The organism is Curtobacterium sp. MCSS17_005 (assembly GCF_003234225.2).
GTDB lineage: Bacteria > Actinomycetota > Actinomycetes > Actinomycetales > Microbacteriaceae > Curtobacterium > Curtobacterium flaccumfaciens.
Genome location: NZ_CP126258.1, coordinates 2,979,392 through 3,001,713 on the forward strand (window position 1 = coordinate 2,979,392; position 22,322 = coordinate 3,001,713).

Sequence of the window (22,322 nt, forward strand, 5' to 3'; positions counted from 1 at the left end):
GGACTGTCAGCCGACCGGCAGCGCCGCGTTCACGGCCGTCTGCGCCTCGCGCCAGACGGCCGCGCGCGACCCCGCGTAGGTGCCGCCCTGACCGTTGGAGAACGACCGCAGGTTGTGCTTCGCGCCGTCCGTGTTCCCCTGCCAGTAGGCGGTGACGGCACGCGAGGTCCCGCCCACCAGCCACACCTGGTCGGCCGCGTCCGTGGTGCCGGTCTTGCCGAACAGGGTCGCACCGTCGGGGGTCTGCCCACCGCTCGCCGTCCCGCCGCGGAACGCGCCCTGCATGACGTCGAACGCGGTGGCCGCGGTCTGCGGCGACACCGCCTGCGTGCACGTGCGGGGTTGTCCGCCGAGTTCCTCGCCGTCGGGTGCGATGACCTGGTCGATCACCACGGGCGCACAGAACCGCCCGCCGTTCGCGATGCCGGCGTAGGCCGACGCCATCGTGAGCGGCGCGATGCTCTCGGTGCCGAGCAGGGACCCCGGGTTCCAGGGCAGCTCGCCGCCGCTCGCCAGGTGCACCCCCAGCCGCTCGGCCACGTCACGGATGTCGCACAGGTCGAGCTGTTCGGCCATCGACTGGTACGCCGCGTTCACGGACTGCGCCGTCGCCGACCGGACCGAGTACGGACCACGCTGCCCGGGTGAGTCGTTCTTCGGCTGCCAGAACGCCGAGGCGGGTTCGCCGCAGGCGGTCCACTCGCTGTGCGGGTGCGGTGTGCCGTTGACGACGGTGTCCGGGCTGCGGCCGGCCTCGATCCACGCCAGCAGGGTGAACATCTTGTAGGTCGACCCGGTCTGGAACCCTGTCGAGCTGCCGTCCGCCTGGTCGGTGGCGTAGTTCAGCGACGTCGCGGTGCGGGGTGCGTCGGACGACCGGTCGTGGTCGGTGTTCTGCGCCATCGTCAGCACACGGCCTGTCCCGGCTTCGACCGTGTTGAACGTGGCCCCCAGCGCCAGCCGGGTCTCGGTCTTCGGGTCGTACTGGTCGAGCAGCCGCTTCTGTTCCGCGTTCAGGTCGAGGTCGAGCGTGGTCTGGATCCGGTACCCGCCGGTGCGCCAGGCCTCCGCCCGCTGCTGCTTGGTCGCGCCGAGCTGCGGGAGCCGCTGGGCGATGGTCTCCGCGTGGTCGCAGAAGAACTCCGCGCCCACCTCGACCGCCTCGCACCCCTGCTGCGGTGCCGTCAGGTGCACGGAGTCGGCGACACGGGAGAGCCGAGCCGTGCGGTACTCCTTGGTCGACAGGTGCCCCTGCTCGTGCATCGAACGCAGGATCACGTTCCGCCGGGCGGCGTTGTCGCGGTGGTGGTCCGGCGTCGACAGGTCCCGTCGCTCCGGCCACTGCACGATCGCGATGAGGGACGCCGCCTCGGCCGGGGTCAGGTCGGTCGCCGACTTGCCGTAGTAGTGCTGCGCCGCCGACTGCACCCCGTAGGTCTGGTCGCCGAAGTAGGCGATGTTCAGGTACGCCGCCAGGATCTGCTGCTTCGTGTACTGCTTCGCCAGGCTGATCGCGAGCTTCATCTCGGCGAGCTTGCGCTGCGGTGTCCGCCGGGTCGCATCCTTGTACGCGGCCTCACGCTCCTCGGCGGTGGGCAGTTCGCTCGCCTGCTGGATCTTGATGTTCCGCACGAGCTGCATCGTCAGGGTCGAGCCACCCGAGCCACCCTCGCCCCGTGACGCGGCGACGCTCACGAGCGACCGGACGACGGACGTCGCGTCGACACCGCCGGTCTCGTAGAAGCGCTTGTCCTCGCCGTCCACCGCGGCGTGCTCCAGATGGTCGCTGATCTGGTCGAGCGTGAGCTCCTGCCGGTCCTGGTCCCACACGTTCGCCAGGTGCACCGGTTCGCCGCCGCGGTACGCCCAGATCTGGTTCCGCTGCGGCAGCTGCCCGATCTCGATGTCCTCCGGCAGCGACTCGAACACCCCGATCGCCGAGGTCGTGCCGACGCCGGCGACCGCGATCACCGGCGTCACCCCGACGCTCACCAGCAACCCGGCGAGCACACTGCCACCCACGAAGCCGAGCGCGGCTCCCCCTGCACGTCGCATCGTCATGTCGTCCGTCCCCCCTCGGTCGCACCGCCATCGGCGCGGTCCGGAGAGGCTCCCAGTCCTGCTCGGGCAGGCGCCGTGACTTCCCCGCGGAACACCGTCGTGTCCGCTGGGAAAGTGCCGGTGCGATCCGCTCCGCGCCGCCGCTCGGCGCAGCGCAGCCGGACCACCGGTCGCGCGCCGTTCCGAGCACCACGGTCGCGATGGTGGCGGGATCGCCACGACCGGAGGATCATCGGCCCATGGAGTACTCGACGGCGATGCTCACCGAGGAGACGTGGCCCGACTTCGCCGCGCTCGTGACCCGCAGCAACGGTGTGTGGGGCGGGTGCTGGTGCATCGGATTCCACCCGGACGGCCCACGCGGGACGCCCGACCCGACGGTGTCCCACCAGGAGGCGAAGCACCGCCACGTGCGGAACGGCACGAACCACCAGGTGCTCGTCTACGCCGACGGCACGGCGGTCGGGTGGTGCCAGTTCGGCCGGCCGGTCGAGCTGCCGACGATCCTGAACCCCGGCGCGTACGCCCGCGACGCTTCGACGCCGCCGGACTGGCGGATCGGCTGCGTGTTCGTGGAGTCCCGGCAACGCGGCCAGGGGGTCGCACGCGCCGCGGTCACGACCGCGCTCAAGGAGATCCGGCGGGCGGGTGGCGGGACCGTCGAGGCCTACCCGGAGCAGACGGTCGAGCGGAAGCCGCAGCGCGGGGCCTACCTGCACACCGGGCCGGAAGAACTGTTCACGCAGTTCGGGTTCGTGCGCGACCGTCGCATCGCCAAGTGGCGGTGGGTGATGCGCACGACGGTGTGACCGGCGTACCCGCTCGACGCCGCGCTGCCAGCCCGTCGCGCGTACCGTGGGTCCCGTGACACGCACCGCTCCGGTACGACCGCACCGCCTCGCCCTCATCGGCGCCGCCGTGGCCCTGGTGATCGGGGTCGGACTGCTCTTCACCCCCTGGGACGGGCCGGTCATCGTGCTCGCCTGGGTGCTCATCGTCGCCGCAGTCGTCCTGGGCGCCGTCACGCTGTTCCTGGTGCGGGCGCCCCGCAGCTAGGCCGCGCACCCCCGCCGGCGCGACCGTTCGGTCAGCTGCGCCGCCGTGTGCCCGCGGAGCGTGGCGGGTTCGCGCGCAGGTGCTCCGCCGCTCCCCCGAGGATCCGCGCGAGGTCATCGACGTCCGCGTCCGACATCGACGCGAACAGCAGGGTGTGCAGCGCCTCGATGTGTCCGGGGAAGACCGCGGTGAGGACGTCACGACCGCCCCGGGTGATCGTCACGACCGTGCTGCGTTCGTCGTCCGGCGAGGGCCCGCGGGTGACCAGCCCGCGCTGCTCGAGCAGTTGCGCCTGGTACGTCAACCCGCTGCGGCTGTAGACGACCCCGTCGGCGAGGTCGGTCATGCGCTGCTGCCCGCCCGGAGCGTCACCGAGCCGGGCGAGCAGCTGGAACTGCACGTAGCTCAGGCCGCCGACGTCGCGCAGCTGCCGCTCGACCGCGTGGCGCAGCAGGCTGCTCACCTCGGTGAAGGCGAAGTACGCCCCGAGCTGCGTCGGGGTCAGGGAGTTCGGCGCATCGGTCACGAGATCCATCCTACCCGTTGCTTCGAGTTCGAAGCAGTGCTAGCGTCATCGTCAGTTGCTTCGAACTCGAAGCACACGAGCAACACCGACGAAGGGCACGATCATGCAGGCAGTACGGTTCCACGAGGTCGGCGGTCCCGAGGTGCTCCGCACCGAGGACGTCGAGCAGCCCACCCCGGGCGCCGGGCAGGTGCGACTCCGCGTCGCCGCCTCGGCGTTCAACGCGGCGGACAACGGGATGCGGGGCGGGTTCCTGCCGATCCCGGTCCAGCTGCCGCACGTTCCCGGCTACGACGTGTCCGGCACCGTCGACGCGCTCGGCGACGGCGTCGAGGGGATCGCGATCGGGGACGCGGTCGTCGCGTTCCTGCCGATGGAACTCGACGGCGGGGCGGCCGAGTACGTCATCGCCCCGGCGGACGCGGTGGTCGCCGCACCGACGAGCATCCCGCTGGTCGACGCGGCGGCGCTGCCCTCGGTGGCACTCACCGCGTGGCAGGCACTGTTCGACGACGGGCGGCTCGAGGCAGGCCAACGCCTGCTGGTCGTCGGAGCCGGCGGCGTGGTGGGCAAGTACGCGATCCAGCTCGCCGTCCGCGCCGGGGTCCACGTGATCGCGACGGCGAGCCCGCGCAGCATCGAGGCCGTCCGGGCAGCGGGCGCCCACGAGGTCATCGACCACACCACGACCGACGTCCGTGCCGCCGTGACGGAGCCGGTCGACGTGCTGCTCAACCTCGCCCCGATCGACCCGCAGGACTTCGCGGCACTCGTCGACGTCGTGCGCGACGGCGGCGCGGTCGTCAGCACCACGGCGTTCATGGCCACGCCGGACGACGAGTCCCGCGGGGTCCGGGCGGCGACGGTGTTCGTCCTGCGCAACCGCGAACGCCTGGCGGAGCTGGTGTCCCTGGTCGACGCCGGGGCGCTCACGGTCGAGGTCACCCGGCGCATCCCGCTGACCGAACTGCCGTCCCTGCACGCCGAGGCGGCCGTCGGACGGATCAGCGGCAAGGTCGTGGTCCTGGTCGGGTGACGGCCGCACACTCCCGCACCAGCACCACCCGCAGCAGCGCCGGATACGCTCGGCGCATGACGGACCAGGGGTGGCACGAGGACGTGCTCGGAGCACCGTACGAGCGGCTCGAACTGCCGCTCGGCACCGACTCCGAGGGGGCCGTCGTCGCCACCCTGGTCCGCCGCCGGCACACCCCGACGGACCTGCTGCTGCACGGTCGCGGGCCCCTGCACGGGGTCGACGTGCTCTACGTGCACGGCTGGTCGGACTACTTCTTCCAGGTGGAGCTCGCCGAACGCCTCGAGCGGCTCGGTGCCCGGTTCCACGCGCTGGACCTGCGGAAGTACGGTCGGAGCCTGCGCCCGTACCAGACCCCGGGCATGGTCGACGACCTGGCGGTGTACGACGAGGACATCGCCGCCGCGCTCGACGCGATCTCGGCCGAGCACCCCGGCTCGGACCGCCGCCGACTCGTCCCGATGGGCCACTCCACCGGCGGCCTGACCCTGTCGCTCTGGGCCGCCCGGCACCCGGAGCTCGTGCACGGCCTCGTGCTGAACAGCCCGTGGCTCGAATTCCAGGCCACCGCGGTCGGCCGGGCCATCGTCGCACCGGTCATCAAGCTCGGTGCCCGTCGGAACCCCCTCGCTCCGATGCCCGCCGTCGACCCCGGCTTCTACACCCGCACCGTCTCGGCCGAGGGCGAGGGGTCGTGGACCTACGAGCAGAAGTGGCGGCCGGAGCGCGGCTTCCCCCTGCACCCCGGGTGGCTCGCCGCGGTGTTCGACGGCCAGGCACAGGTCGAGAAGGGCCTCGGGATCGGGGTCCCGACCCTGGTGATGCTGAGCGACAAGAGCATGCTCCAGCCGCGGTGGGACCCGGGCATGGCGCGGGCCGACGTCGCCCTGAACGTCGACACGGTGGCGCACCGCTCGCTCTCCCTCGGCGAGGAGGTCACGGTCCGCCGACTCGAAGGCGCCCTGCACGACGTCGTGCTGTCCGCGCCGGAGGTGCGGGAACGGGCGTACGACGCCATCGGGCGCTGGGCGAGCACCCTCCGCTAGTCCCGCAACGACAGTCCCGCGACGCTGGCGACTCAGTCGGACAGCCCGGCCACCGCGGTGCGGGTCGCCGCGGCGACGAGCGCGTCCGACGGCTCCGCACCGGCATCGGCGCGGCTCGTCATCACCACGAGCACGACGGGGTCGCGCCCCGGCGGCGTCACGACCGCGATGTCGTTCCGGACCCCGTAGGACGCCGTGCCGGTCTTGTCGGCCACCCGCCACGACGGGTCCACCCCGGCACGGATCGTCGCGTCCCCGGTGGTGTTGCCGAGCATCGCCTCGCGCAGCACCCGACGGTCGGCAGCGTCGAGGGCGTCTCCGAGCAGCACCGTCCGGAGGTCCGCAGCGAACCGCTCCGGCGTCGTCGTGTCCCGTCGGTCACCCGGGATCGCCTGGTTCAGGTCGGGTTCGACCCGGTCGACGCTCGTCGTCCGGTCCCCGATGCCGCGCAGCCACCGCTCGACGGCGCCCAGCCCGCCCAGCCGTTCCACCAGCAGGTTCGCCGCGGTGTTGTCGCTGGAGCGGAGCGCCGCATCGACGAGCTCGCGCACCGTCATCCCGGTGTCGACGTGCTCGCGCGTCACGGGCGCGTACTCGAGCAGGTCGCCGCGGTCGTAGTGCACGACGGTCGCCAGGTCGGCGTCGGACGAGGCGTCGAGGACCGCCGCCGCGATGAACACCTTGACCGTCGACGCGAACGCGAACCGCTCCCCCGCACGGTGCGCGATCGTCCGACCGCTCCCGGTGTCGATCGCGGCGACCCCGAGCCGTGCGTCGTACCGCCGCTCCAGCGCCGCGAAGGCCCGCGCGGTGGCGGGGTCGGTCGCCGGGTCGGTCGACGGCGCCGCTGCACCCGAAGCCGCCCCAGATGCAGCAGCAGGAGCAGACGGCTTCGGCCCGGTCGTGTCACCACCCGGCCCACCGGAGCACCCCACCAGCCCGACCAGCACCAGCGCCGTCAGGGCCGCGGCCGTCGTCCTCGTCCCACCTCGCACGCCCCGAGCCTGCCCGACGACCGTGCAACTACCCTGAGCGGCATGCCAGCTCCCGCCGTCCGCCTCACCCGTCTGGACCCCACCGGCACCGACCGCCAGGAGTTGCTCGCGTTCCTGACGTCCGAGGAGTTCCCGTTCCACGTCCGACGGCGCATCAGCGCGGCCGACGCGGCGAGCGCCGTCGACTCCGGCGCCTACCGCGACGACGAGCACGACACCTCCTGGCTCGACCACGACGACCTCGGGCGCATCGGACTGGTCCGCCTCGAGGACCTGGCGGACCCCGTCCCCCTGTTCGACCTGCGCCTGGCCGGTCGGTTCCGGGGTCGGGGCCTCGGGGTCCCCGCCCTGCGCGCGGTGACCGACCACGTGTTCACGACGCTGCCGGCGATCACGCGCTTCGAGGGCCAGACCCGCGAGGACAACACCGCCATGCGCCGGGTCTTCGTCCGTGCCGGGTGGGTGCAGGAGGCCCACTACCGCGAGGCGTGGCCCGTCGACGGCGGCCCGGCCGTCGGGTCGGTCGGCTACGGCGTGCTGCGCCGCGACTGGGAGACGGGCGAGACCACCCCGGTGCCGTGGGACGACGTCGCGCGGTGAGCGGCTGACGGTTCTGGTTCACGATCCTCGGGGTTCGCGAACCGGAACCGTCATCGCGCGGACACGAGCCGCCGTCCCGTGCCCGTCACGTGGGCAGCAGGCGGACGGGAGGCCCGTGGCGGCGCCGCCACGGGCCTCCCGTCCGTCGGTCGGTCGCGTCTCAGGACCGTGACAGACGCTCCACGGTGGCGTGCGCGCCGTCCGCGATGAGCCCGTCCAGGGCGTCGCGGTACGCGGCGACGAACCGTTCGTCGTCGACCAGGTCGCCGAAGACCTGGCGGTTCGCGATGAAGGCGAGGCGGTCGTCGCGCTGTGTCAGGGCGATGCGGTGCAGGGGCTCGGCGAGCCGGTCGACGATCTCGATGGGTTCACCGGACTCGTCGGTGCCCTCGTCGTAGCGGGCCCACGACGCGACGATGCCGGCGGACAGCGTGACGGGCCGACCGGCCGCCAGGTTCTCGCGCACGACGGGGAGCAGCCACTTCGGGATCCGGTCGCTCGACTCGGCGCAGAGCCGGGCGAGGGTGTCGCGCACCTCGGGGTTCTGGAAGCGCTCGATCAGGGTCGCCTTGTAGTCCTCCAGGTCGATGCCGGGCACCGGGTGCAGCGTCGGCGTGCCCTCGTCGTCCATGTAGCGGCGCAGGAAGGTCGCGATCGCCGGGTCCTGCGTGGCCTCGTGCGCGTAGCGGTAGCCCGACAGGTACCCGAAGTAGCAGAGCCCCTGGTGGCTGGCGTTGAGGAGTCGGAGCTTCATGAGTTCGTACGGCTCGACGTCGTCGACGAGCTGGACGTCGGCGTCCTCGTAGGGCGGCCGGCCGGCGGGGTGGTCGTCCTCGAGCACCCACTGGAAGAACGGTTCGGCGACGACGGGCCAGGCGTCGTCGATGCCGAGCTCGTCGCGGACCCAGGCGCGGTCCTCGTCGGCGGTGACCGGGGTGATGCGGTCGACCATCGAGTTCGGGAACGCCACGTGCTCGTCCATCCAGTCCGCGAAGTCCGGGTCCTGCAGCCGGGCGTAGGCGGTGAACATCGACCGGGCGACGTGCCCGTTGCCCTGGATGTTGTCGCAGGACATCACGGTGAACGGGTCGAGGCCGCGGTCCCGTCGCCGGCGCAGTGCCTCGACCACCAGGCCGAACACCGTGCGGGGCGGGCCGTCGCCGCGCAGGTCGGCCGCGACGCCGGGCTCGTCGGCGACGAACTCGCCGGTGACGTGGTCGAAGTTGTAGCCGCCCTCGGTGATGGTCAGGCTGACGATCCTGGTGTCCGGGTGCGCCATCTTCTCGACGACGGCGTCGGGGTCATCGACGGCGAGCAGGTACTCGACGATGCTGCCGATGACACGGGAATCACGGGTGCCGTCCGGGTGCTTGAGGACGAGCGTGTACAGGCCGCCCTGCTCGGCCATCGCGGTCGCCATCCGACGGTCCTGCTCGAGCACGCCGACGCCGCAGATGCCGTACTCGCGGGCCTCGCCGCGCTGCAGGAGCCGGTCGACCACCATCGCCTGGTGCGCGCGGTGGAACCCGCCGACGCCGAAGTGGACGATGCCGGCGGTGATGCCGTCGCGGTCGTAGGTGGGCACGGCGACACCGCTCGCGGCGATCTCGTCGAGGGTCTCCGGGGACAGGCGGACGGGCATCGGTACTCCTTCGTACGGCAGCGGTTCGTCCGGCCAGTCTGGCACCCGACACCTCTGGCTGAACAGCGGTGCAGCACAGCCGTTCCGCACCGGGGGACGAACCTGGGGATGCACTCAACCTCGTTGCACCGAGTGCATCGATGCACCTAGTGTTCGATCTCGTGACCATCGCGACCGACCGCCGTGCTGCCCTCAAGGCGAAGCACCGTGCGGCGATCCTGCAGGCCGCTCGCGACCTGATCGACGAGCGCGGCGGCCGCGACTTCAGCGTGGACGACCTCGCCGCCCGGGCGGACATCGCCCGGCGCACCGTGTTCAACCACTTCGCCTCGCTCGACGAGGTCCTGCTGGCCGTGTGCGAGCAGGAGCTGTCCGTCATCATCGACCGGTTCCTCGCCGACATGGCCCGGACCCCGGTGGGCGACGGCAGCCGGGCGTCGATGTTCGACGAGCTCGAGTCCGCCGCCCGCGGTGCCGACCTGGCTCCGGCGATCGCCAGCATGTACCGGATCCTCGGCGACCCCGGCAAGGACGACCCGAAGGCCGCGGTGCTGACCCAGACGGCGTTCTCGCGTGTGACCGAACGACTCCGGCACGAGGTCGCCCGGCGCTACCCGGCCGCCGATCCCCTCGACGCCGCACTGCTCGTCGAGTCGCTCATGAGCGGCATCGTCGTCATCGCGGAGCACTGGCTGGCGACGTCCGGCCCCGAGCTCGACCAGCCGGCGCTCGACGCGTGGGACGACCTGCTCGCACGACTCGTGCACAGCGTCCGCAGCGGCTACATGGCCGACGACTGACACCGCCCCACCTCCTCATCCCCCAGGGGTCCACCGGCGCACCCCGCACCACCAGCACCTGACACGAAAGGACCGCAGGCAACCGCATGGCCGGTCTCCTCTACCGTCTCGGACGGTTCTCCGCACGACGCCACTGGCTCGTGATCATCACCTGGGTCGCGATCATGGCCGTCGCGGGCGTCACGTACACGCTCTTCGCCGGCACGATCTCGTCGTCGATCACGATCCCGAACACCAAGACCAGTCAGGTGCAGGACCAGCTCGCCGACAAGTTCCCGTCGGCGAACGGCGGCAACGGCACGATCGTCTTCGAGACGAAGGACGGCAAGGCGTTCTCGTCGTCGCAGCAGTCCGAGATCGACGACTTCCTGACCAGCCTCGAGGAGCTCGACGGCGTCAAGGGCACGACGAGCGGCTTCGACACCCAGCAGCAGCTCGACGACCAGCGGCAGAAGATCGTCGACGGCCGTGACCAGATCGAGTCCGGTCGCGCGAAGATCGAGACCGGACAGGAGCAGCTCGACGCCCAGAAGGCGCAGCTCGAGTCCGGCAAGCAGAAGATCGAGGACGCCCAGGCGCAGCTCGACTCGCAGAAGGCGCAGGCGCAGGCAGCCGGTGGCGCAGCCGTCCCCGCCGCACAGGCGCAGGCCGCAGCCGCCCAGCTCCAGCAGGCGCAGGCGCAGATCGACGCTCAGCAGGCCCAGATCGACGCCGGTGAGCAGCAGATCGCCGACGCCCAGAAGACGATCGACACGAACAAGCAGAAGCTCGACGACAGCGAGCAGGAGCTCGAACAGGGCGCGGACCTACTCGACCTGTCGAAGGACATCCGCTTCGTGTCGGACAACGGCAGCGCCGCGATCGGCACCGTGCAGTTCACGAAGTCGACCTACGAGGTCCCCGCGGACACGAAGACCGCCATCGCGGACGACGCCGAGTCGGCCGACATCCAGGGCGTCAACGTGTACGTCTCGAACGACATCGCACAGGGTGTGCCGTCGATCCTCGGCCCGGGTGAGATCGGCGGTGTCATCATCGCCGCGATCGTGCTGCTCCTGATGCTCCGCACGGTCATCGGCGCCGCGGTCCCGCTCGTCAGCGCCGTGCTCGGCGTCGGCGTCGCCTCGCTCACCGCCCTGTCGTTCTCGAGCGTCGTCGAGTTCATCTCGGTCACGCCGGTGCTGGGGGTGATGCTGGGCCTGGCGGTCGGCATCGACTACTCGCTGTTCATCCTGAACCGGCACCGGACCCAGCTGAAGCAGGGGATGCAGGTGCACGAGTCGATCGGGCTCGCGAACGGCACCTCGGGCAACGCCGTGGTGTTCGCCGGTGCGACCGTCATCGTCGCGCTGCTCGCGCTGAACATCACCGGCATCCCGTTCCTCGGCCTGATGGGCACGGTCGGTGCGGTCGCGGTGCTCTTCGCGATCCTCATCGCGACCTCGTTCACCCCGGCCCTGCTGTCGCTCATCGGCATGCGGATCCTGCGGAAGAAGGAGCGCGCGAAGATCGGCAACACCGACTCCACGCGGATCCCGAACAAGCCGATGTCGAGCTGGCGCGCGGTCATCACGCTCGTCCTCGGCGTCGCGGTGCTCGGCACCATCGCCCTGCCCGCGACCCAGATGCGCCTGGGCCTGCCGAGCGGTTCGTCCGAGGCCGTCGAGTCGAGCCAGTACAAGGCGTACAAGACGCTCGAGCAGGAGTTCGGCGCCGGTCAGAACGGCCCGCTGCTCGTCGTGGCGACCCTGCCGGAGTCGATCAGCAAGAGCGACGTCACCGCGACCGAGGTCACCATCGGCCAGGCGATCGCGAAGAACGACGACGTGCAGGCCGTGCTGCCCATCGGCGCCTCGAAGGACCGCGACATCATCGCGTTCCAGGTGAAGCCCGCCGGCGGCCCGGACAGCGTCTCCACCGAGAACGTCGTGAAGGACCTGCGCGAGCAGACCGTCTCCACCGACGACGGCAAGGTCACCCTCGGCGTCGCCGGCAACGCGTCGGCGAATATCGACGTGTCCGAGAAGCTCTCGAACGTGCTGCCGCTCTACCTCGTGGTGGTCGTCGGACTGTCGCTGATCATCCTGATCATCGTGTTCCGGTCGTTCCTCGTGCCGATCACCGCCACCGCCGGGTTCATCCTGTCCGTGCTGGCGTCGTTCGGTGGGCTGACCGCGATCTACCAGTTCGGCTGGCTCGGCTCGGTCTTCGGCGTGCACGACCCGGCACCGATCCTGAGCTTCCTGCCCATCATCGAGATCGGGATCCTGTTCGGTCTGGCGATGGACTACCAGCTGTTCCTGGTGTCCGGCATGCGTGAGGCCTACGCCCACGGCGCGAGCGCGAAGGTGGCCGTCCAGCGCGGTCTGCACGCGGGTCGCGCGGTGGTCACGGCGGCGGCGATCATCATGATCTCGGTGTTCGCGGGCTTCATCTTCTCGGACTCGTCCACCATCAAGCCGATCGGCTTCGGGCTGGCCTTCGGTGTGCTGATCGACGCCTTCGTCGTCCGCATGCTGCTCATCCCGTCGGCGATGCACCTGCTCGGCAAGAGCGCCTGGTGGTTCCCGAAGTGGCTCGACCGCATCGTGCCGGACGTCGACGTGGAGGGCGCGAAGCTCGAGCGCACCCACCCGGTCGCCGGCCACGAGGACACGCACACCGGCACCCACGCGCTCCCCGTGGAGCCGGACGCGAACGCGCACGACTCGGGCCACCCGCCCGCGCACCGCGCGTAGTCGACGCACCAGCGCAACCACCCTGGAGGCCCGGTGCCGGTCCACGAGACCGGCACCGGGCCTCCAGGCCGTTGCGCCCACCGCCCCGGGTCGGGCCACACCACTTCGTGCACGAACGAAGTACCCTGAGGGCATGACCCAGACCGCACCGGACCCGCTCGCGCTCGACCGGCAGCTCTGCTTCGCACTCGCGGCGACGAGCCGCAGCGTCATCGGGCTGTACCGCGACCTGCTCGAACCGATGGGCCTGACCCACCCGCAGTACCTCGTGATGCTCGCCCTGTGGGAGCGGGACCCGCGGTCGGTGCGCGAGATCGCCGGGGAGCTGCGACTGGACTCCGCGACGCTGAGCCCGCTGCTCAAGCGACTGGAGGCCTCCGGCTACGTCCGCCGCACCCGCAGCGCCGCCGACGAACGACAGCTCGAGGTGTCCCTGACGACCGCCGGGCACGCCCTGCGCGACCGAGCGCAGGCGGTGCCGCTCGCCGTCGCGGACCGGCTCGGGTGGCCACTCGCCCGACTCGAGTCCCTGAAGGACGAGCTGACCGAGCTGCTGGAGCGCATCGACCAGGTGTGATCCGCGGCCATCAGTGCCATAATGGTTCGTGCACGAACGAAAGGATGCACCGTGGGACGCTTCGGCCAGTGGTACGAACGGTGGAACACGACGCTCATCAACAAGATGGGCCCCTCGCAGATCGGCGCCGGTCGCCCCGAGGGCATCGACGACCGGACGATCGACCGGGGCTGCCCCCTCTGCGGCAAGCCCCTCTCGCAGCACCAGGTGATCCGGCCCGAGGGCCAGGTGCGCTCGTCGACGCTGGTGTGCCCGCGCGACTGACCGCACTGCCTGAAGAAGTCCTCCGAGGCGGAATTGCATGGGACAACTCGTCGTTCGCCCTGACGTGAAGCTCTTCGAACCCGCCGCCATCGGCGCCCTGTCCCTGTCGAACCGCGTCGTCATGGCCCCGCTCACGCGCACCCGCGCCGGCGAGCACGGCGTCCCGAACGACCTGCTGGTCGAGCACTACCGGCAGCGCGCGGGCCTCGGCATGATCATCACCGAGGGCACCTGGCCCGTGCAGGAGGGCCGCTCCTACCCCGGGCAGCCCGGCATCGAGACCGACGACCAGATCGCCGGCTGGCGCCGCGTGACCGACGCCGTGCACGCCGCCGGCGGCACGATCGTGATGCAGCTCATGCACGGTGGCCGCGTCTCGCACACCGACATCTCGCAGACCCCGCGCATCGTCGCCCCGTCCGCCATCGCCGCCCCCGGGCAGACGCACCTGGCCGACGGCTCGAAGGCCGACATGCCCGTCCCGCACGAGCTGACCACCGCCGAGGTGCAGGAGGCCGTGCAGGGCTTCGTGCAGGCCGCCCGCAACGCGATCGCCGCCGGACTCGACGGTGTCGAGGTCCACGGCGCCAACGGCTACCTGGTGCACGAGTTCATGTCGCCGGTGTCGAACACCCGCACCGACCAGTACGGCGGCTCCCCCGAGAACCGTGCACGCTTCGCGGTCGAGGTCACCACGGCCATCGCCGAGGCCATCGGCGCCGATCGCACCGGCATCCGCCTGTCGCCCGAGCACGGGATCCAGGGCGTCATCGAGGACGACGCCGACGACGTCCGCGCCACCTACACCGCCGTCGCCGAGGGCCTCGCGCCGCTCGGCCTCGCCTTCGTCGACGTCCTGCACGCCGAGCCGATCGGCGACCTGGTGCAGCACGTCCGCCGCACCGCGGGCGCGCCGTTCATCGTGAACTCGGGCTTCTCGTCGCTCACCACCCGCGACGAGGCCATCGCGATCGTCGAGGGCGACCACGCCGACGCCGTCGCCGTGGGCCGCGCCGCGATCGCCAACCCGGACCTCGCGCACCGCTGGGAGCACGACGCCGAGCTCAACGAGCCGCGTCCGGAGCTCTTCTACGGCGCGACCGCCGAGGGCTACACCGACTACCCGTCGCTGGCCGAGGCGCGCGCGACCGTCGCGTAGTCGACGCACCGACAAGTCAAACAGGAGGCCCGTGGCGACACCGCCACGGGCCTCCTGTCGGTACCGGGGCCACGTCGCAGGCGTGCGCCGACGGTCAGTGGTCGAGGACCGACATCGAACCGACCACCGCGACGGCCAACGGTCCGCTGTAGGACACGCAGACGACGCCCATCCACAGGGCCCCCGCCCACGTCGCTCGCAGACGGCTCTTCCGCCGGTCGCGGAGCACCAGGCGACGCCCCGCGGCGGCGATCGCGTCGGCGTGCCCGTCCTCGAGCAGCGAGCGGTCGTCCTGGTACCGGGAGGCAGCGCGGACGACACGGGGCACGACCTCGCCCAAGACAGCCTCGACCCGCATCCACGGCGCAGGACGCGACCAGTCCGCGGTTCCCGGCGCCGAGAAGACCAGCCGGTCGTCGACCATCTCGACGTTCCAGCCGGCCGCGTGGTCGACGAGCGCCGCCATCACGTCGGGGGTGAGGACGTACAGCGCGTCCTGGCCGTAGTCCTCCGGCGCCCACACCCGGAAGTGCCGGTCGAAGTCGCCCTCCAGCGACATCCGCTGCCGGTGGCGGAGCACCACCGGCAGGTCGCTGCGACGACCGTCGTTCGCCGTGGCGTCGAGGAGCAGGTGCGGCAACGTGCCGGGCAGCCGGACGGTCAGGTACGTCCAGTCCCGCGAGACCATCCAGCGCCGCTGGACGCAGCCGAACTCGACGTCCAGGACGCCGTCGACGTGCACGGGGAGCAGCGCGTTCCACCACCGCGGAGCCTGTCGCGGGCGGCGCATCCGCGGTCGTCGTGCCGTCTCCGCCGCGAACTCGTCGTCGGACGCGGTCAACCAGCGCAGGTCCATCGGCCCCCCTCTGGAGAAGGATCGTAGCGTCCGTGTCGCGAACGCCCGGCGGAGCCGTCCGCGTCTCCTAGGATCGACGCAGTGAGTACAGCAACGCCGGGCGAGCGGGGCCCCGCGCACCGAGCGCGCGACACCACGCGGTGGGACATCCAGGGCCTCCGCGCGTTCGCCGTCCTCGCGGTCGTCGTCTACCACCTGTGGCCGGGCGCCCTGCACGGCGGGTTCGTCGGTGTCGACGTCTTCTTCGTGATCTCCGGCTTCCTGATCACCGGGCTCCTGCTGCGGGAACAGCTCGCGACGGGCACGATCCGGCTCGGACGGTTCTGGTCGCGCCGGGCCAAACGCCTGTTGCCGGCCGCGTTCCTCACCATCGTGGTCACGGGCATCGCGGTGCTCGTCGCCGTGCCGAGCGCGCTGTGGGGGCAGTACGGGCGCGAGCTGATCGCCTCGACGGTGTACCTGCAGAACTGGGAGCTCGCGGCGAACGCCGTCGACTACCTGGCGTCGGCCGACGCCCCCTCACCGTTCCAGCACTTCTGGTCGCTGTCGGTCGAGGAGCAGTTCTACATCCTCCTGCCGCTCCTGCTGCTCGGCGTCGGGGCACTCGCGCGCCGGCGGTTCGCGCCGCTGGTGACCGCACGGCTGCTGCTCGGCAGCGTCGTCGTGCTGTCCCTCGTGTGGAGCATCGTGCAGACGGCCACCGACCCCGGCGTCGCCTACTTCTCCACCGGCACCCGCGCGTGGGAGTTCGCACTCGGCGGTCTCGTCGCCACCGTGCACCTGCCCGAGGTCCGCACCGAGGTCGCCCGACGGGTCCGCCTGGTCGCCACCGGCATCGGCGTCGTGGCCCTCGCACTGTCCCTCGTCGTGATCACCCCGGAGACGGCGTTCCCCGGGATCGCTGCGCTGCTGCCGGTCGCCGGTGCGGCACTCGTACTGCTCTTCGGCGCGGGCACCGAGTTCGAGGACGTCGGTGCGCTGCGGCCCGTCGCCTTCTTCGGGCGGATCTCGTACGCGCTCTACCTCTGGCACTGGCCGCTCGTCGTCATCCTGCCGATCATGCTCGGCCGTCCACTCGACTGGGCGACGAGTTCGGCGGTGCTGCTCGTCGCGATCGGTCTGGCGACCGCCACGACGATCTGGTTCGAGGAACCCGTCCGGTTCTCGACGTGGCTGCGGGACCTGCAGCCCCGGGGCGTCGTCTCGCTCGCCGTCATCTGCAGCTTCACCGTCGTGACGCTCGGGGCCGCCACCCTGACCGCCGTCTACGTGCAGGAGGTCAACGCGACCACCGTCACGAAGCAGGTCACCGCGGAGCAGGAGGACGACGACGAGTCCTGCTTCGGTGCCGCCGCGCGCATCGGGTTCGCCGACCCCTGCGTCGACCCCGAGCTCGCCGACGTCCGTGTGCCCGCTCCGGCCGTGGCCGAGGACGACGACGACAACCGCGCCGAGTGCTGGAGCGGCACGTTCCGGCCCTGCGTCCTCGGCAAGGCCACCGGCTGGTCGAAGCACCTCATCGTCATCGGCGACTCGCACAGCAACGCACTGCTCGGTGCGTACGAGAAGATCGCCGACGACAACGGCTGGCGGATCGACCTGGCCGGCGCCGGCGGGTGCTACCTCACCACCGCGCAGCAGGACTCGCTGAGCCCCTCGTCGATGCGGGGCTGCAACTCGTGGAAGCACGCCGCCATCGACTACGTCCGCGAGCACCGCGACGCCGACGCCCTGGTCGTCACCCACTCCACCACGCAGATGCCGGTCAGCCTGCCGCCCGGACCGGCCCGCGACAAGGCCACCCGCAACGGCCTGGTCGACGCGTGGCAGCAGGCGGCCGGTGACGAGCTGCCCGTCATCGCCGTCCGCGACAACCCGGTACCCCGCCCCGACGTCGTCGCCTGCCTGAGCACGATGTCCGGGCCGACGACGGACGCCTGTGACCGATCCCGCGCCGAAGCACTCGGCACGACGGACTCGTCGGTCGAGGCCGTCGCCGCGTTCCGGGCAGCCGGGGGCAAGGCAGCGTCGATCGACCTGAGCCGCTACTACTGCACCGACACCTCGTGCCCGGCGGTCGTCGGGGGCGTCCTGGTCTACCGGGACAGCACGCACATCACCGCGACGTGGGCCTCGTCGCTCGAGCCGTACCTGGAGCGTGCGCTGCAGGACCGGTTGGCGGCGTTCGCAGGCTGAGCCCTACTCGCCCGCCACTTCGTGAGCAGGAACGGCCGAGTCCGTCTCCGGGACTCGACCGTTCCTGCTCGCCGAGTCGCACGGACGTGGCGCGGCCCACGAACGACGAAGGGCCCCGGTGGAATCCACCGGGGCCCTTCGTCGTTCTGCTTGCCTGTGCGCTCGAAGGGACTCGAACCCCCAACCTTCTGATCCGTAGTCAGATGCTCTATCCATTGAGCTACGAGCGCGTGGCCTTGCGGCCGTGGAAGACTCTACAACAGGTGCGGCCCGGGCGCCAATCGAGGCCCTCCGGCCCCCGTGCTCGGCGTGTCGCGAACGGTCTCCGACGGCCGCACCGTCACAGCGCCGCGGGCTCCTCGTCGAACACCTCGGCCAGGAACACCCGGAGCGCCTGCCACGATCGGCGATCGGCGCGCTCCTGGTACTGCGCGCCGTGGTCCGGGGCGTCGGTGCCCGGGACGGCGAACGCGTGCATCGCGCCCGAGTACGTCACGACCTGCCAGTCGACGTCCGGCGCCGCCCGAATCTCGTCCTGCCACGCGTGCACGGCCTCGTCCGGCACGACGGGGTCGGCGCCCCCGGTGAGGACGAGCAGCTTCGCCCGGATGTCCGCGGCGTCCGAGGGGTCGTGCGCGATGAGGCCGCCGTGGAACGCCACGGCACCGACCAGGTCGGCCCCGGTCCGTGCGAGTTCGAGTGCGGTCGAGCCACCGAAGCAGTAGCCCATCACGACGACGCGGGCGGGGTCGACGTCCGGGTCGGCGAGCAGTCGCTCGAGCCCGGCGGTGGCTCGGGCCCGCAGCAGGGGCAGGTCCTGGTAGAAACCGCCGGCGACCTGGGCCGCGGTGTCATCCCCCGGGCGGACACCGGCGCCGTAGATGTCCGCGCCGAACGCGACGTAGCCGAGCCGGGCGAGCATCGTTACCCGGGCCTCGACGTGCTCGTTCACGCCGTGCCAGTCGTGCACGACGAGGACGGCCGGACGAGGGCCTGCGATCGCGGCGTCCTTCGCGAGGACGCCGAGCAGTTCGGTGCCCTCGTGGTCGTAGGGGACGTCGTCGACACGGATGTCGGCGCCGGCGGGTTCGGGAACGGTCTGCAGGACGTCGTCGGTGGTGTTCACGTCGCCCGACGCTACGCCGCCACTCGGGCTCAGGCCTCGATGTTGTCCCAGCCGTCGGGGCCGACGGATCCGGCGGCGTACTCGTCGAGGGGCGCTTTACCGGCCTTCCACGCGTCGAGGAACGGCCCGACGACCTTCCAGCCCTGCACGGCGCTGTCACCGCGCACCGACAGCGTGGCGTCGCCCTCGAGCACGCCGGCCAGCACCTCGCCGTAGGCGCTCAGGCGCCCGGGGTTGAAGGTCACCTCGAGGCTCGTGTGGTCGATCGTGTACGGGTCGCCGGCACCGTTGACGTTGAGCTCGAGCTGCATCTCGTCCGGGGCGATCCAGATGCGCAGCCGGTCGGGCAACTCGGTGCCGGTGAGCCCCTCGGGCACGTGCGGGGAGTCCTTGAACGTGATGACGATCTCGCGGCGCTGTGCGGCGAGCGCCTTGCCGGAGCGCAGGGTGAACGGGACGCCGGCCCAGCGCCAGTTCGCGATCTCCAGGGTGAGCTGGGCGAGGGTCTCGGTACCGAGCGACGGGTCGACGCCGTCCTCGTCGACGTACGACGGCAGCTGGCGGTCCCCGACGGTGCCGGCGGTGTACCGGGCGCGCTTGCCCGCGGTGACGACGTCGCCGCCCCACGGCCGGACGGCCCGCAGCACGAGCTCCTTCTGGGTGCGCAGGTCGTCGGCCCTGATCGAGGCAGGGGCCTCCATCGCGACGACGGCCATCACCTGCAGCAGGTGGCTCTGGATCATGTCGGTGAGCGCCCCGGCCTTGTCGTAGTAGCGCGCCCGGCCCTCCAGCCCGAGGGTCTCGTCGTAGACGATGTCGACGCGCTCGACGTGCTGCGACGAGAGCAGCGGCTCGATGATGCGGTTGGCGAAGCGCAGCCCGAGCAGGTTGAGCACGGTGGAGCGGCCGAGGAAGTGGTCGACGCGGTGGATGCGCTCCTCGGGGATGAAGGAGTGCAGCAGGTCGTTGAGGTGCGAGGCGCTGTCGGCGTCGGTGCCGAACGGCTTCTCCAGCGCCAGGCGGGTGCCGGCGGGCAGGTCGAGGTGGGCGAGCTGCTCGCAGCTCTTCTCGGTGACCGCCGGCGGCAGCGCGAAGTAGATCGCGGGGTCGTGCTCGCACGCGGCGAGCAGTGCGCACAGGTCGTCCGGGTCGGTGACGTCGGCCTTCCGGTAGGTCGAGGCGCCGACCACGGCCTGCAGTCGCTCCGGCAGCGATGTCTCACCCGAGGCGCCCTCGTCCTCCTCGTTCTTCGACGCCTGCGCGTTCTCGAAGGACTCGCGCACCTGCGCCTTCCAGTCGGCGTCGGACAGGTCCTCGACACCGGCCCCGACGAGCTGGACGTCCCAGTCGTCCTTCACCTGGAGCAGGGTCGCGAGGCCGGGCAGGAGCAGGCGCTTGGACAGGTCGCCGCTGGCTCCGAGGATGAGCAGGCTGGTCTGGAGGCTCGACATGCACCAGACCGTACTCACCGTCCCCCGGGGACGGCCGGGCCGCTACGGTGGTGTCAGTCCGGCGCGAGGGAGCACCATGAGCAGTGGGTACGAAGGGCGACGCCTCCGTGTCGCCGTGGTCGGGACGGGCATGATCGCCGGCGTCCACGCCCGGGCCGCCCGGGCCTCCGGCGCCGAGGTCCTCGGTGTGCTCGGCCGGAACGCCGCCCGGTCCGAGCAGGTGGCGGCGCAGCTCGACCTGCCCCGTGGCTACGCCTCCCTCGACGAGGTCATCGCCGACGCCCCCGACGTCGTGCACATCTGCACCCCGAACGACCAGCACCACCCGCAGGCGCTCGCGGTGATCGCGGCCGGCATCAACGTGGTGTGCGAGAAGCCCCTGGCGATCGACCCCGCCCAGGCCGCCGAGCTCGTCGCCGCCGCCGCCGAGGCCGGTGTCGTGGCCACGGTGCCGTTCGTGTACCGGTACCACCCGATGGTCCGCGAGATCCGGGCGCGCATCGCCGACGGGGAGCTCGGCCGGCTGCTCGCGGTGCACGGCCACTACCTGCAGGACTGGATGCTCGACGAGGACGCCTCGAGCTGGCGGGTCGACCCGACCTCGAGCGGGCTGTCCCGCGCGTTCGCGGACATCGGCTCGCACTGGTGCGACCTGGTCGAGTTCGTGACGGGTGAGCGCTTCGCCTCGGTGTCCGCGGCGACCGACATCGTCTACCCGACCCGGCCGGCGGCGTCCGGTCCGTCGTTCTCCGGCTCCCCCGACCCGGACCCGGTGGCCGACGCGGCCGAACGCGCCGAGGTCACCACCGAGGACACCGCCGTCGCCACCTTCCGCACGGCCACGGGCCGCATCGGCAACGTCGTGATCTCGCAGGTCGCCTCGGGCCGCAAGAACCGCCTGTGGTTCGAGGTCGACGGCACCCGCGGCAGCGCGGCGTTCGACCAGGAGCAGCCCGAGTCGGCCTGGTTCGGCAACGAGCGCGGCGCGCAGATCGTGGTCCGCGACCCATCACAGGGGTACCCGGACCAGCGCCGGCTGGCGATCGTGCCGGCCGGGCACCCGCAGGGGTACCTCGACGCCTTCGCGGCCTTCGTCGCGGACACCTACACCGCGGTCCGCACCGGGGTCGCCCCCGACGGGTTGCCGACGTTCGCGGACGGCGCCCGCTCGGCCGACATCATCGAGGCCGTGATGGGCAGCGCGGCCGAGACGACCTGGCGGGAGATCCGGTGAAGCTCGGGATGCTGACCGCCTGCCTGCCCGGCTGGTCGCTCGACCGGATCGCCGGGTTCGCCCAGCAGCAGGGCTACGAACGGCTCGAGGTCGCCGTCTGGCCGGGCACCGGTGGACGCGACTTCGAGGCGGCGCACCTGCCGGTCGCCACGTTCACGGACGAGGACGCCCTGGCCACCCGCGCCCTGCTCGACCGCACCGGCCTCGAGATCTCCGCGCTCGCCTACTACGAGAACAACCTGCACCAGGACCCGGAGCACCGGACCGCGGTGCGGACCCACCTCAAGCACGCGATCGACACCGCGCAGACGCTCGGCATCCCGTACGTCGGCACCTTCATCGGCCGCGACACCACGAAGTCCGTCCGCGAGAACATGGCCGAGGGGAACCGGGTCCTGCCCGAGCTCGTCGACTACGCCAACGAGCGCGGCGTGCGGCTGGTCATCGAGAACTGCGTGATGGAGGGCTGGCACCCCGACGGGTACCCCGGCAACATCGCGTACTCCCCCGAGCTCTGGGGCTGGGTCACCGGCCTGGGCTTCGGCCTGAACTGGGACCCGTCGCACCTGACGTGGATCGGGATCGACCCGGTCGAGACGATCCTGCCGTTCGCCGACCACATCGTGCACGCCCAGGCGAAGGACCTCGAACTCTTCCCCCGGAAGCGCAACGAGTACGGGTTCTTCGGCAAGGTCGACAAGGGCGACGACCCGTGGGACATGGGCTGGTGGCGGTTCCGCGTGCCGGGTCGCGGTGTCGTGGACTGGCCGCGCGTCGTCGACCGCCTCTACGAGGCGGGCTTCGACGGCACGCTGAGCGTCGAGCACGAGGACCCGCTCTGGGGCGGCACCGACGACAGGGTGCTCGAGGGGCTGCGCATCGCGCACCGCACGCTGCGTCCGCTGATCGCGCAGGAGCCGTAGCCGGTACCGAGCACCAGCCGACACCGAGCACCAGCC

General features: G+C 71.6%; 20 protein-coding genes and 1 tRNA gene. 13 read left to right on the top strand and 8 right to left on the bottom strand.

The features are described 5' to 3' along the window. Positions 1 to 6 precede the first annotated feature (6 nt). On the bottom strand, positions 7 to 2,061 hold the full coding sequence (locus DEJ20_RS14215) for a transglycosylase domain-containing protein (RefSeq protein WP_258377197.1): 2,055 nt from the start codon (positions 2,059 to 2,061) through the stop codon (positions 7 to 9). Positions 2,062 to 2,300: 239 nt separating this feature from the next. Here DEJ20_RS14215 and DEJ20_RS14220 point away from each other — a divergent pair, with 239 nt between their 5' ends. Continuing rightward, positions 2,301 to 2,870 (top strand): GNAT family N-acetyltransferase, encoded by a 570-nt coding sequence (locus tag DEJ20_RS14220; protein ID WP_220035006.1) that lies wholly within the window; start codon positions 2,301 to 2,303, stop codon positions 2,868 to 2,870. A 55-nt stretch (positions 2,871 to 2,925) separates the two neighbouring features. Then, positions 2,926 to 3,117, top strand: a complete 192-nt coding sequence (locus tag DEJ20_RS14225; RefSeq protein WP_111235811.1) for a hypothetical protein — start codon at positions 2,926 to 2,928, stop codon at positions 3,115 to 3,117. Between the two features lie 31 nt (positions 3,118 to 3,148). On the opposite strand, the gene DEJ20_RS14230 is transcribed toward DEJ20_RS14225, so the two are convergent. Next, a complete protein-coding gene (locus tag DEJ20_RS14230; protein WP_111235865.1) occupies positions 3,149 to 3,643 on the bottom strand; it encodes a MarR family winged helix-turn-helix transcriptional regulator in 495 nt (164 codons plus the stop codon). Between the two features lie 103 nt (positions 3,644 to 3,746). Between DEJ20_RS14230 and DEJ20_RS14235 the strand changes: the two genes are divergently transcribed. Both DEJ20_RS14235 and DEJ20_RS14240 read left to right on the top strand, forming a co-directional pair. After that, entirely contained in the window at positions 3,747 to 4,679 is a 933-nt protein-coding gene (locus tag DEJ20_RS14235; RefSeq protein ID WP_111235810.1) for an NADP-dependent oxidoreductase, read from the top strand. Between the two features lie 56 nt (positions 4,680 to 4,735). Next, complete coding sequence (locus DEJ20_RS14240) at positions 4,736 to 5,725, top strand: alpha/beta hydrolase (RefSeq protein WP_111235809.1); 990 nt, start codon at positions 4,736 to 4,738, stop codon at positions 5,723 to 5,725. A gap of 32 nt (positions 5,726 to 5,757) precedes the next feature. Here DEJ20_RS14240 and bla read toward each other — a convergent pair whose 3' ends face one another. After that, a complete protein-coding gene (gene bla, locus DEJ20_RS14245) occupies positions 5,758 to 6,660 on the bottom strand; it encodes a class A beta-lactamase (RefSeq protein ID WP_502866598.1) in 903 nt (300 codons plus the stop codon). A gap of 102 nt (positions 6,661 to 6,762) precedes the next feature. On the opposite strand from bla, the gene DEJ20_RS14250 reads away from it, so the two are divergent. Further along, the gene (locus DEJ20_RS14250) at positions 6,763 to 7,320 is read left to right on the top strand and encodes a GNAT family N-acetyltransferase (RefSeq protein ID WP_111235807.1); all 558 of its coding nucleotides are present in this window, start codon (positions 6,763 to 6,765) and stop codon (positions 7,318 to 7,320) included. A 160-nt stretch (positions 7,321 to 7,480) separates the two neighbouring features. Here the strand turns inward: DEJ20_RS14250 and DEJ20_RS14255 are convergent, their stop codons facing one another. Continuing rightward, positions 7,481 to 8,962: a mannitol dehydrogenase family protein gene (locus tag DEJ20_RS14255; protein WP_111235806.1), complete on the bottom strand. Its 1,482-nt coding sequence runs from the start codon at positions 8,960 to 8,962 to the stop codon at positions 7,481 to 7,483. Between the two features lie 161 nt (positions 8,963 to 9,123). Between DEJ20_RS14255 and DEJ20_RS14260 the strand changes: the two genes are divergently transcribed. From DEJ20_RS14260 to DEJ20_RS14280, 5 genes are all read left to right on the top strand, one after another. After that, positions 9,124 to 9,762: a TetR/AcrR family transcriptional regulator gene (locus DEJ20_RS14260; RefSeq protein ID WP_027466131.1), complete on the top strand. Its 639-nt coding sequence runs from the start codon at positions 9,124 to 9,126 to the stop codon at positions 9,760 to 9,762. 86 nt (positions 9,763 to 9,848) lie between these two features. Further along, positions 9,849 to 12,500, top strand: a complete 2,652-nt coding sequence (locus DEJ20_RS14265) for an MMPL family transporter (protein WP_111235805.1) — start codon at positions 9,849 to 9,851, stop codon at positions 12,498 to 12,500. Between the two features lie 133 nt (positions 12,501 to 12,633). After that, complete coding sequence (locus DEJ20_RS14270; RefSeq protein WP_111235804.1) at positions 12,634 to 13,077, top strand: MarR family winged helix-turn-helix transcriptional regulator; 444 nt, start codon at positions 12,634 to 12,636, stop codon at positions 13,075 to 13,077. 51 nt (positions 13,078 to 13,128) lie between these two features. Continuing rightward, positions 13,129 to 13,341, top strand: coding sequence for a hypothetical protein (locus DEJ20_RS14275; RefSeq protein ID WP_027466129.1), 213 nt, complete (start codon positions 13,129 to 13,131; stop codon positions 13,339 to 13,341). Between the two features lie 37 nt (positions 13,342 to 13,378). Continuing rightward, the gene (locus DEJ20_RS14280; protein ID WP_111235803.1) at positions 13,379 to 14,500 is read left to right on the top strand and encodes an alkene reductase; all 1,122 of its coding nucleotides are present in this window, start codon (positions 13,379 to 13,381) and stop codon (positions 14,498 to 14,500) included. 94 nt (positions 14,501 to 14,594) lie between these two features. On the opposite strand, the gene DEJ20_RS14285 is transcribed toward DEJ20_RS14280, so the two are convergent. Further along, a complete protein-coding gene (locus tag DEJ20_RS14285) occupies positions 14,595 to 15,356 on the bottom strand; it encodes a hypothetical protein (RefSeq protein ID WP_111235802.1) in 762 nt (253 codons plus the stop codon). An 81-nt stretch (positions 15,357 to 15,437) separates the two neighbouring features. On the opposite strand from DEJ20_RS14285, the gene DEJ20_RS14290 reads away from it, so the two are divergent. Next, positions 15,438 to 17,552, top strand: a complete 2,115-nt coding sequence (locus tag DEJ20_RS14290) for an acyltransferase family protein (RefSeq protein ID WP_111235801.1) — start codon at positions 15,438 to 15,440, stop codon at positions 17,550 to 17,552. A gap of 157 nt (positions 17,553 to 17,709) precedes the next feature. On the opposite strand, the gene DEJ20_RS14295 is transcribed toward DEJ20_RS14290, so the two are convergent. The 3 genes from DEJ20_RS14295 to DEJ20_RS14305 all read right to left on the bottom strand — a co-directional run bounded on the left by DEJ20_RS14295 (position 17,710) and on the right by DEJ20_RS14305 (position 20,129). Then, positions 17,710 to 17,782 (bottom strand) — tRNA-Arg (locus tag DEJ20_RS14295). 110 nt (positions 17,783 to 17,892) lie between these two features. Beyond that, positions 17,893 to 18,678 carry a dienelactone hydrolase family protein gene (locus DEJ20_RS14300; RefSeq protein ID WP_111235800.1) on the bottom strand — a complete coding sequence of 262 codons (786 nt, stop codon included), beginning with the start codon at positions 18,676 to 18,678 and terminating at the stop codon, positions 17,893 to 17,895. 29 nt (positions 18,679 to 18,707) lie between these two features. Next, complete coding sequence (locus DEJ20_RS14305) at positions 18,708 to 20,129, bottom strand: glucose-6-phosphate dehydrogenase (protein WP_111235799.1); 1,422 nt, start codon at positions 20,127 to 20,129, stop codon at positions 18,708 to 18,710. 76 nt (positions 20,130 to 20,205) lie between these two features. Here DEJ20_RS14305 and DEJ20_RS14310 point away from each other — a divergent pair, with 76 nt between their 5' ends. Both DEJ20_RS14310 and DEJ20_RS14315 read left to right on the top strand, forming a co-directional pair. After that, complete coding sequence (locus DEJ20_RS14310) at positions 20,206 to 21,363, top strand: Gfo/Idh/MocA family protein (protein ID WP_181431579.1); 1,158 nt, start codon at positions 20,206 to 20,208, stop codon at positions 21,361 to 21,363. Beyond that, positions 21,360 to 22,286 (top strand): sugar phosphate isomerase/epimerase family protein, encoded by a 927-nt coding sequence (locus DEJ20_RS14315; RefSeq protein WP_111235797.1) that lies wholly within the window; start codon positions 21,360 to 21,362, stop codon positions 22,284 to 22,286. The genes DEJ20_RS14310 and DEJ20_RS14315 overlap by 4 nt, the downstream gene beginning before the upstream one ends. Positions 22,287 to 22,322 lie beyond the last annotated feature (36 nt).

Excerpts from the sequence above, each read along its gene's own strand:
- DEJ20_RS14215 (WP_258377197.1), bottom strand. The coding sequence starts at position 2,061 with ATGACGATGCGACGTGCAGGGGGAGCCGCGCTCGGCTTCGTGGGTGGC.
- DEJ20_RS14220 (WP_220035006.1), top strand. The coding sequence starts at position 2,301 with ATGGAGTACTCGACGGCGATGCTCACCGAGGAGACGTGGCCCGACTTC.
- DEJ20_RS14235 (WP_111235810.1), top strand. The coding sequence starts at position 3,747 with ATGCAGGCAGTACGGTTCCACGAGGTCGGCGGTCCCGAGGTGCTCCGC.
- DEJ20_RS14240 (WP_111235809.1), top strand. The coding sequence starts at position 4,736 with ATGACGGACCAGGGGTGGCACGAGGACGTGCTCGGAGCACCGTACGAG.
- DEJ20_RS14250 (WP_111235807.1), top strand. The coding sequence starts at position 6,763 with ATGCCAGCTCCCGCCGTCCGCCTCACCCGTCTGGACCCCACCGGCACC.
- DEJ20_RS14255 (WP_111235806.1), bottom strand. The coding sequence starts at position 8,962 with ATGCCCGTCCGCCTGTCCCCGGAGACCCTCGACGAGATCGCCGCGAGC.
- DEJ20_RS14265 (WP_111235805.1), top strand. The coding sequence starts at position 9,849 with ATGGCCGGTCTCCTCTACCGTCTCGGACGGTTCTCCGCACGACGCCAC.
- DEJ20_RS14270 (WP_111235804.1), top strand. The coding sequence starts at position 12,634 with ATGACCCAGACCGCACCGGACCCGCTCGCGCTCGACCGGCAGCTCTGC.
- DEJ20_RS14280 (WP_111235803.1), top strand. The coding sequence starts at position 13,379 with ATGGGACAACTCGTCGTTCGCCCTGACGTGAAGCTCTTCGAACCCGCC.
- DEJ20_RS14285 (WP_111235802.1), bottom strand. The coding sequence starts at position 15,356 with ATGGACCTGCGCTGGTTGACCGCGTCCGACGACGAGTTCGCGGCGGAG.
- DEJ20_RS14305 (WP_111235799.1), bottom strand. The coding sequence starts at position 20,129 with ATGTCGAGCCTCCAGACCAGCCTGCTCATCCTCGGAGCCAGCGGCGAC.
- DEJ20_RS14310 (WP_181431579.1), top strand. The coding sequence starts at position 20,206 with ATGAGCAGTGGGTACGAAGGGCGACGCCTCCGTGTCGCCGTGGTCGGG.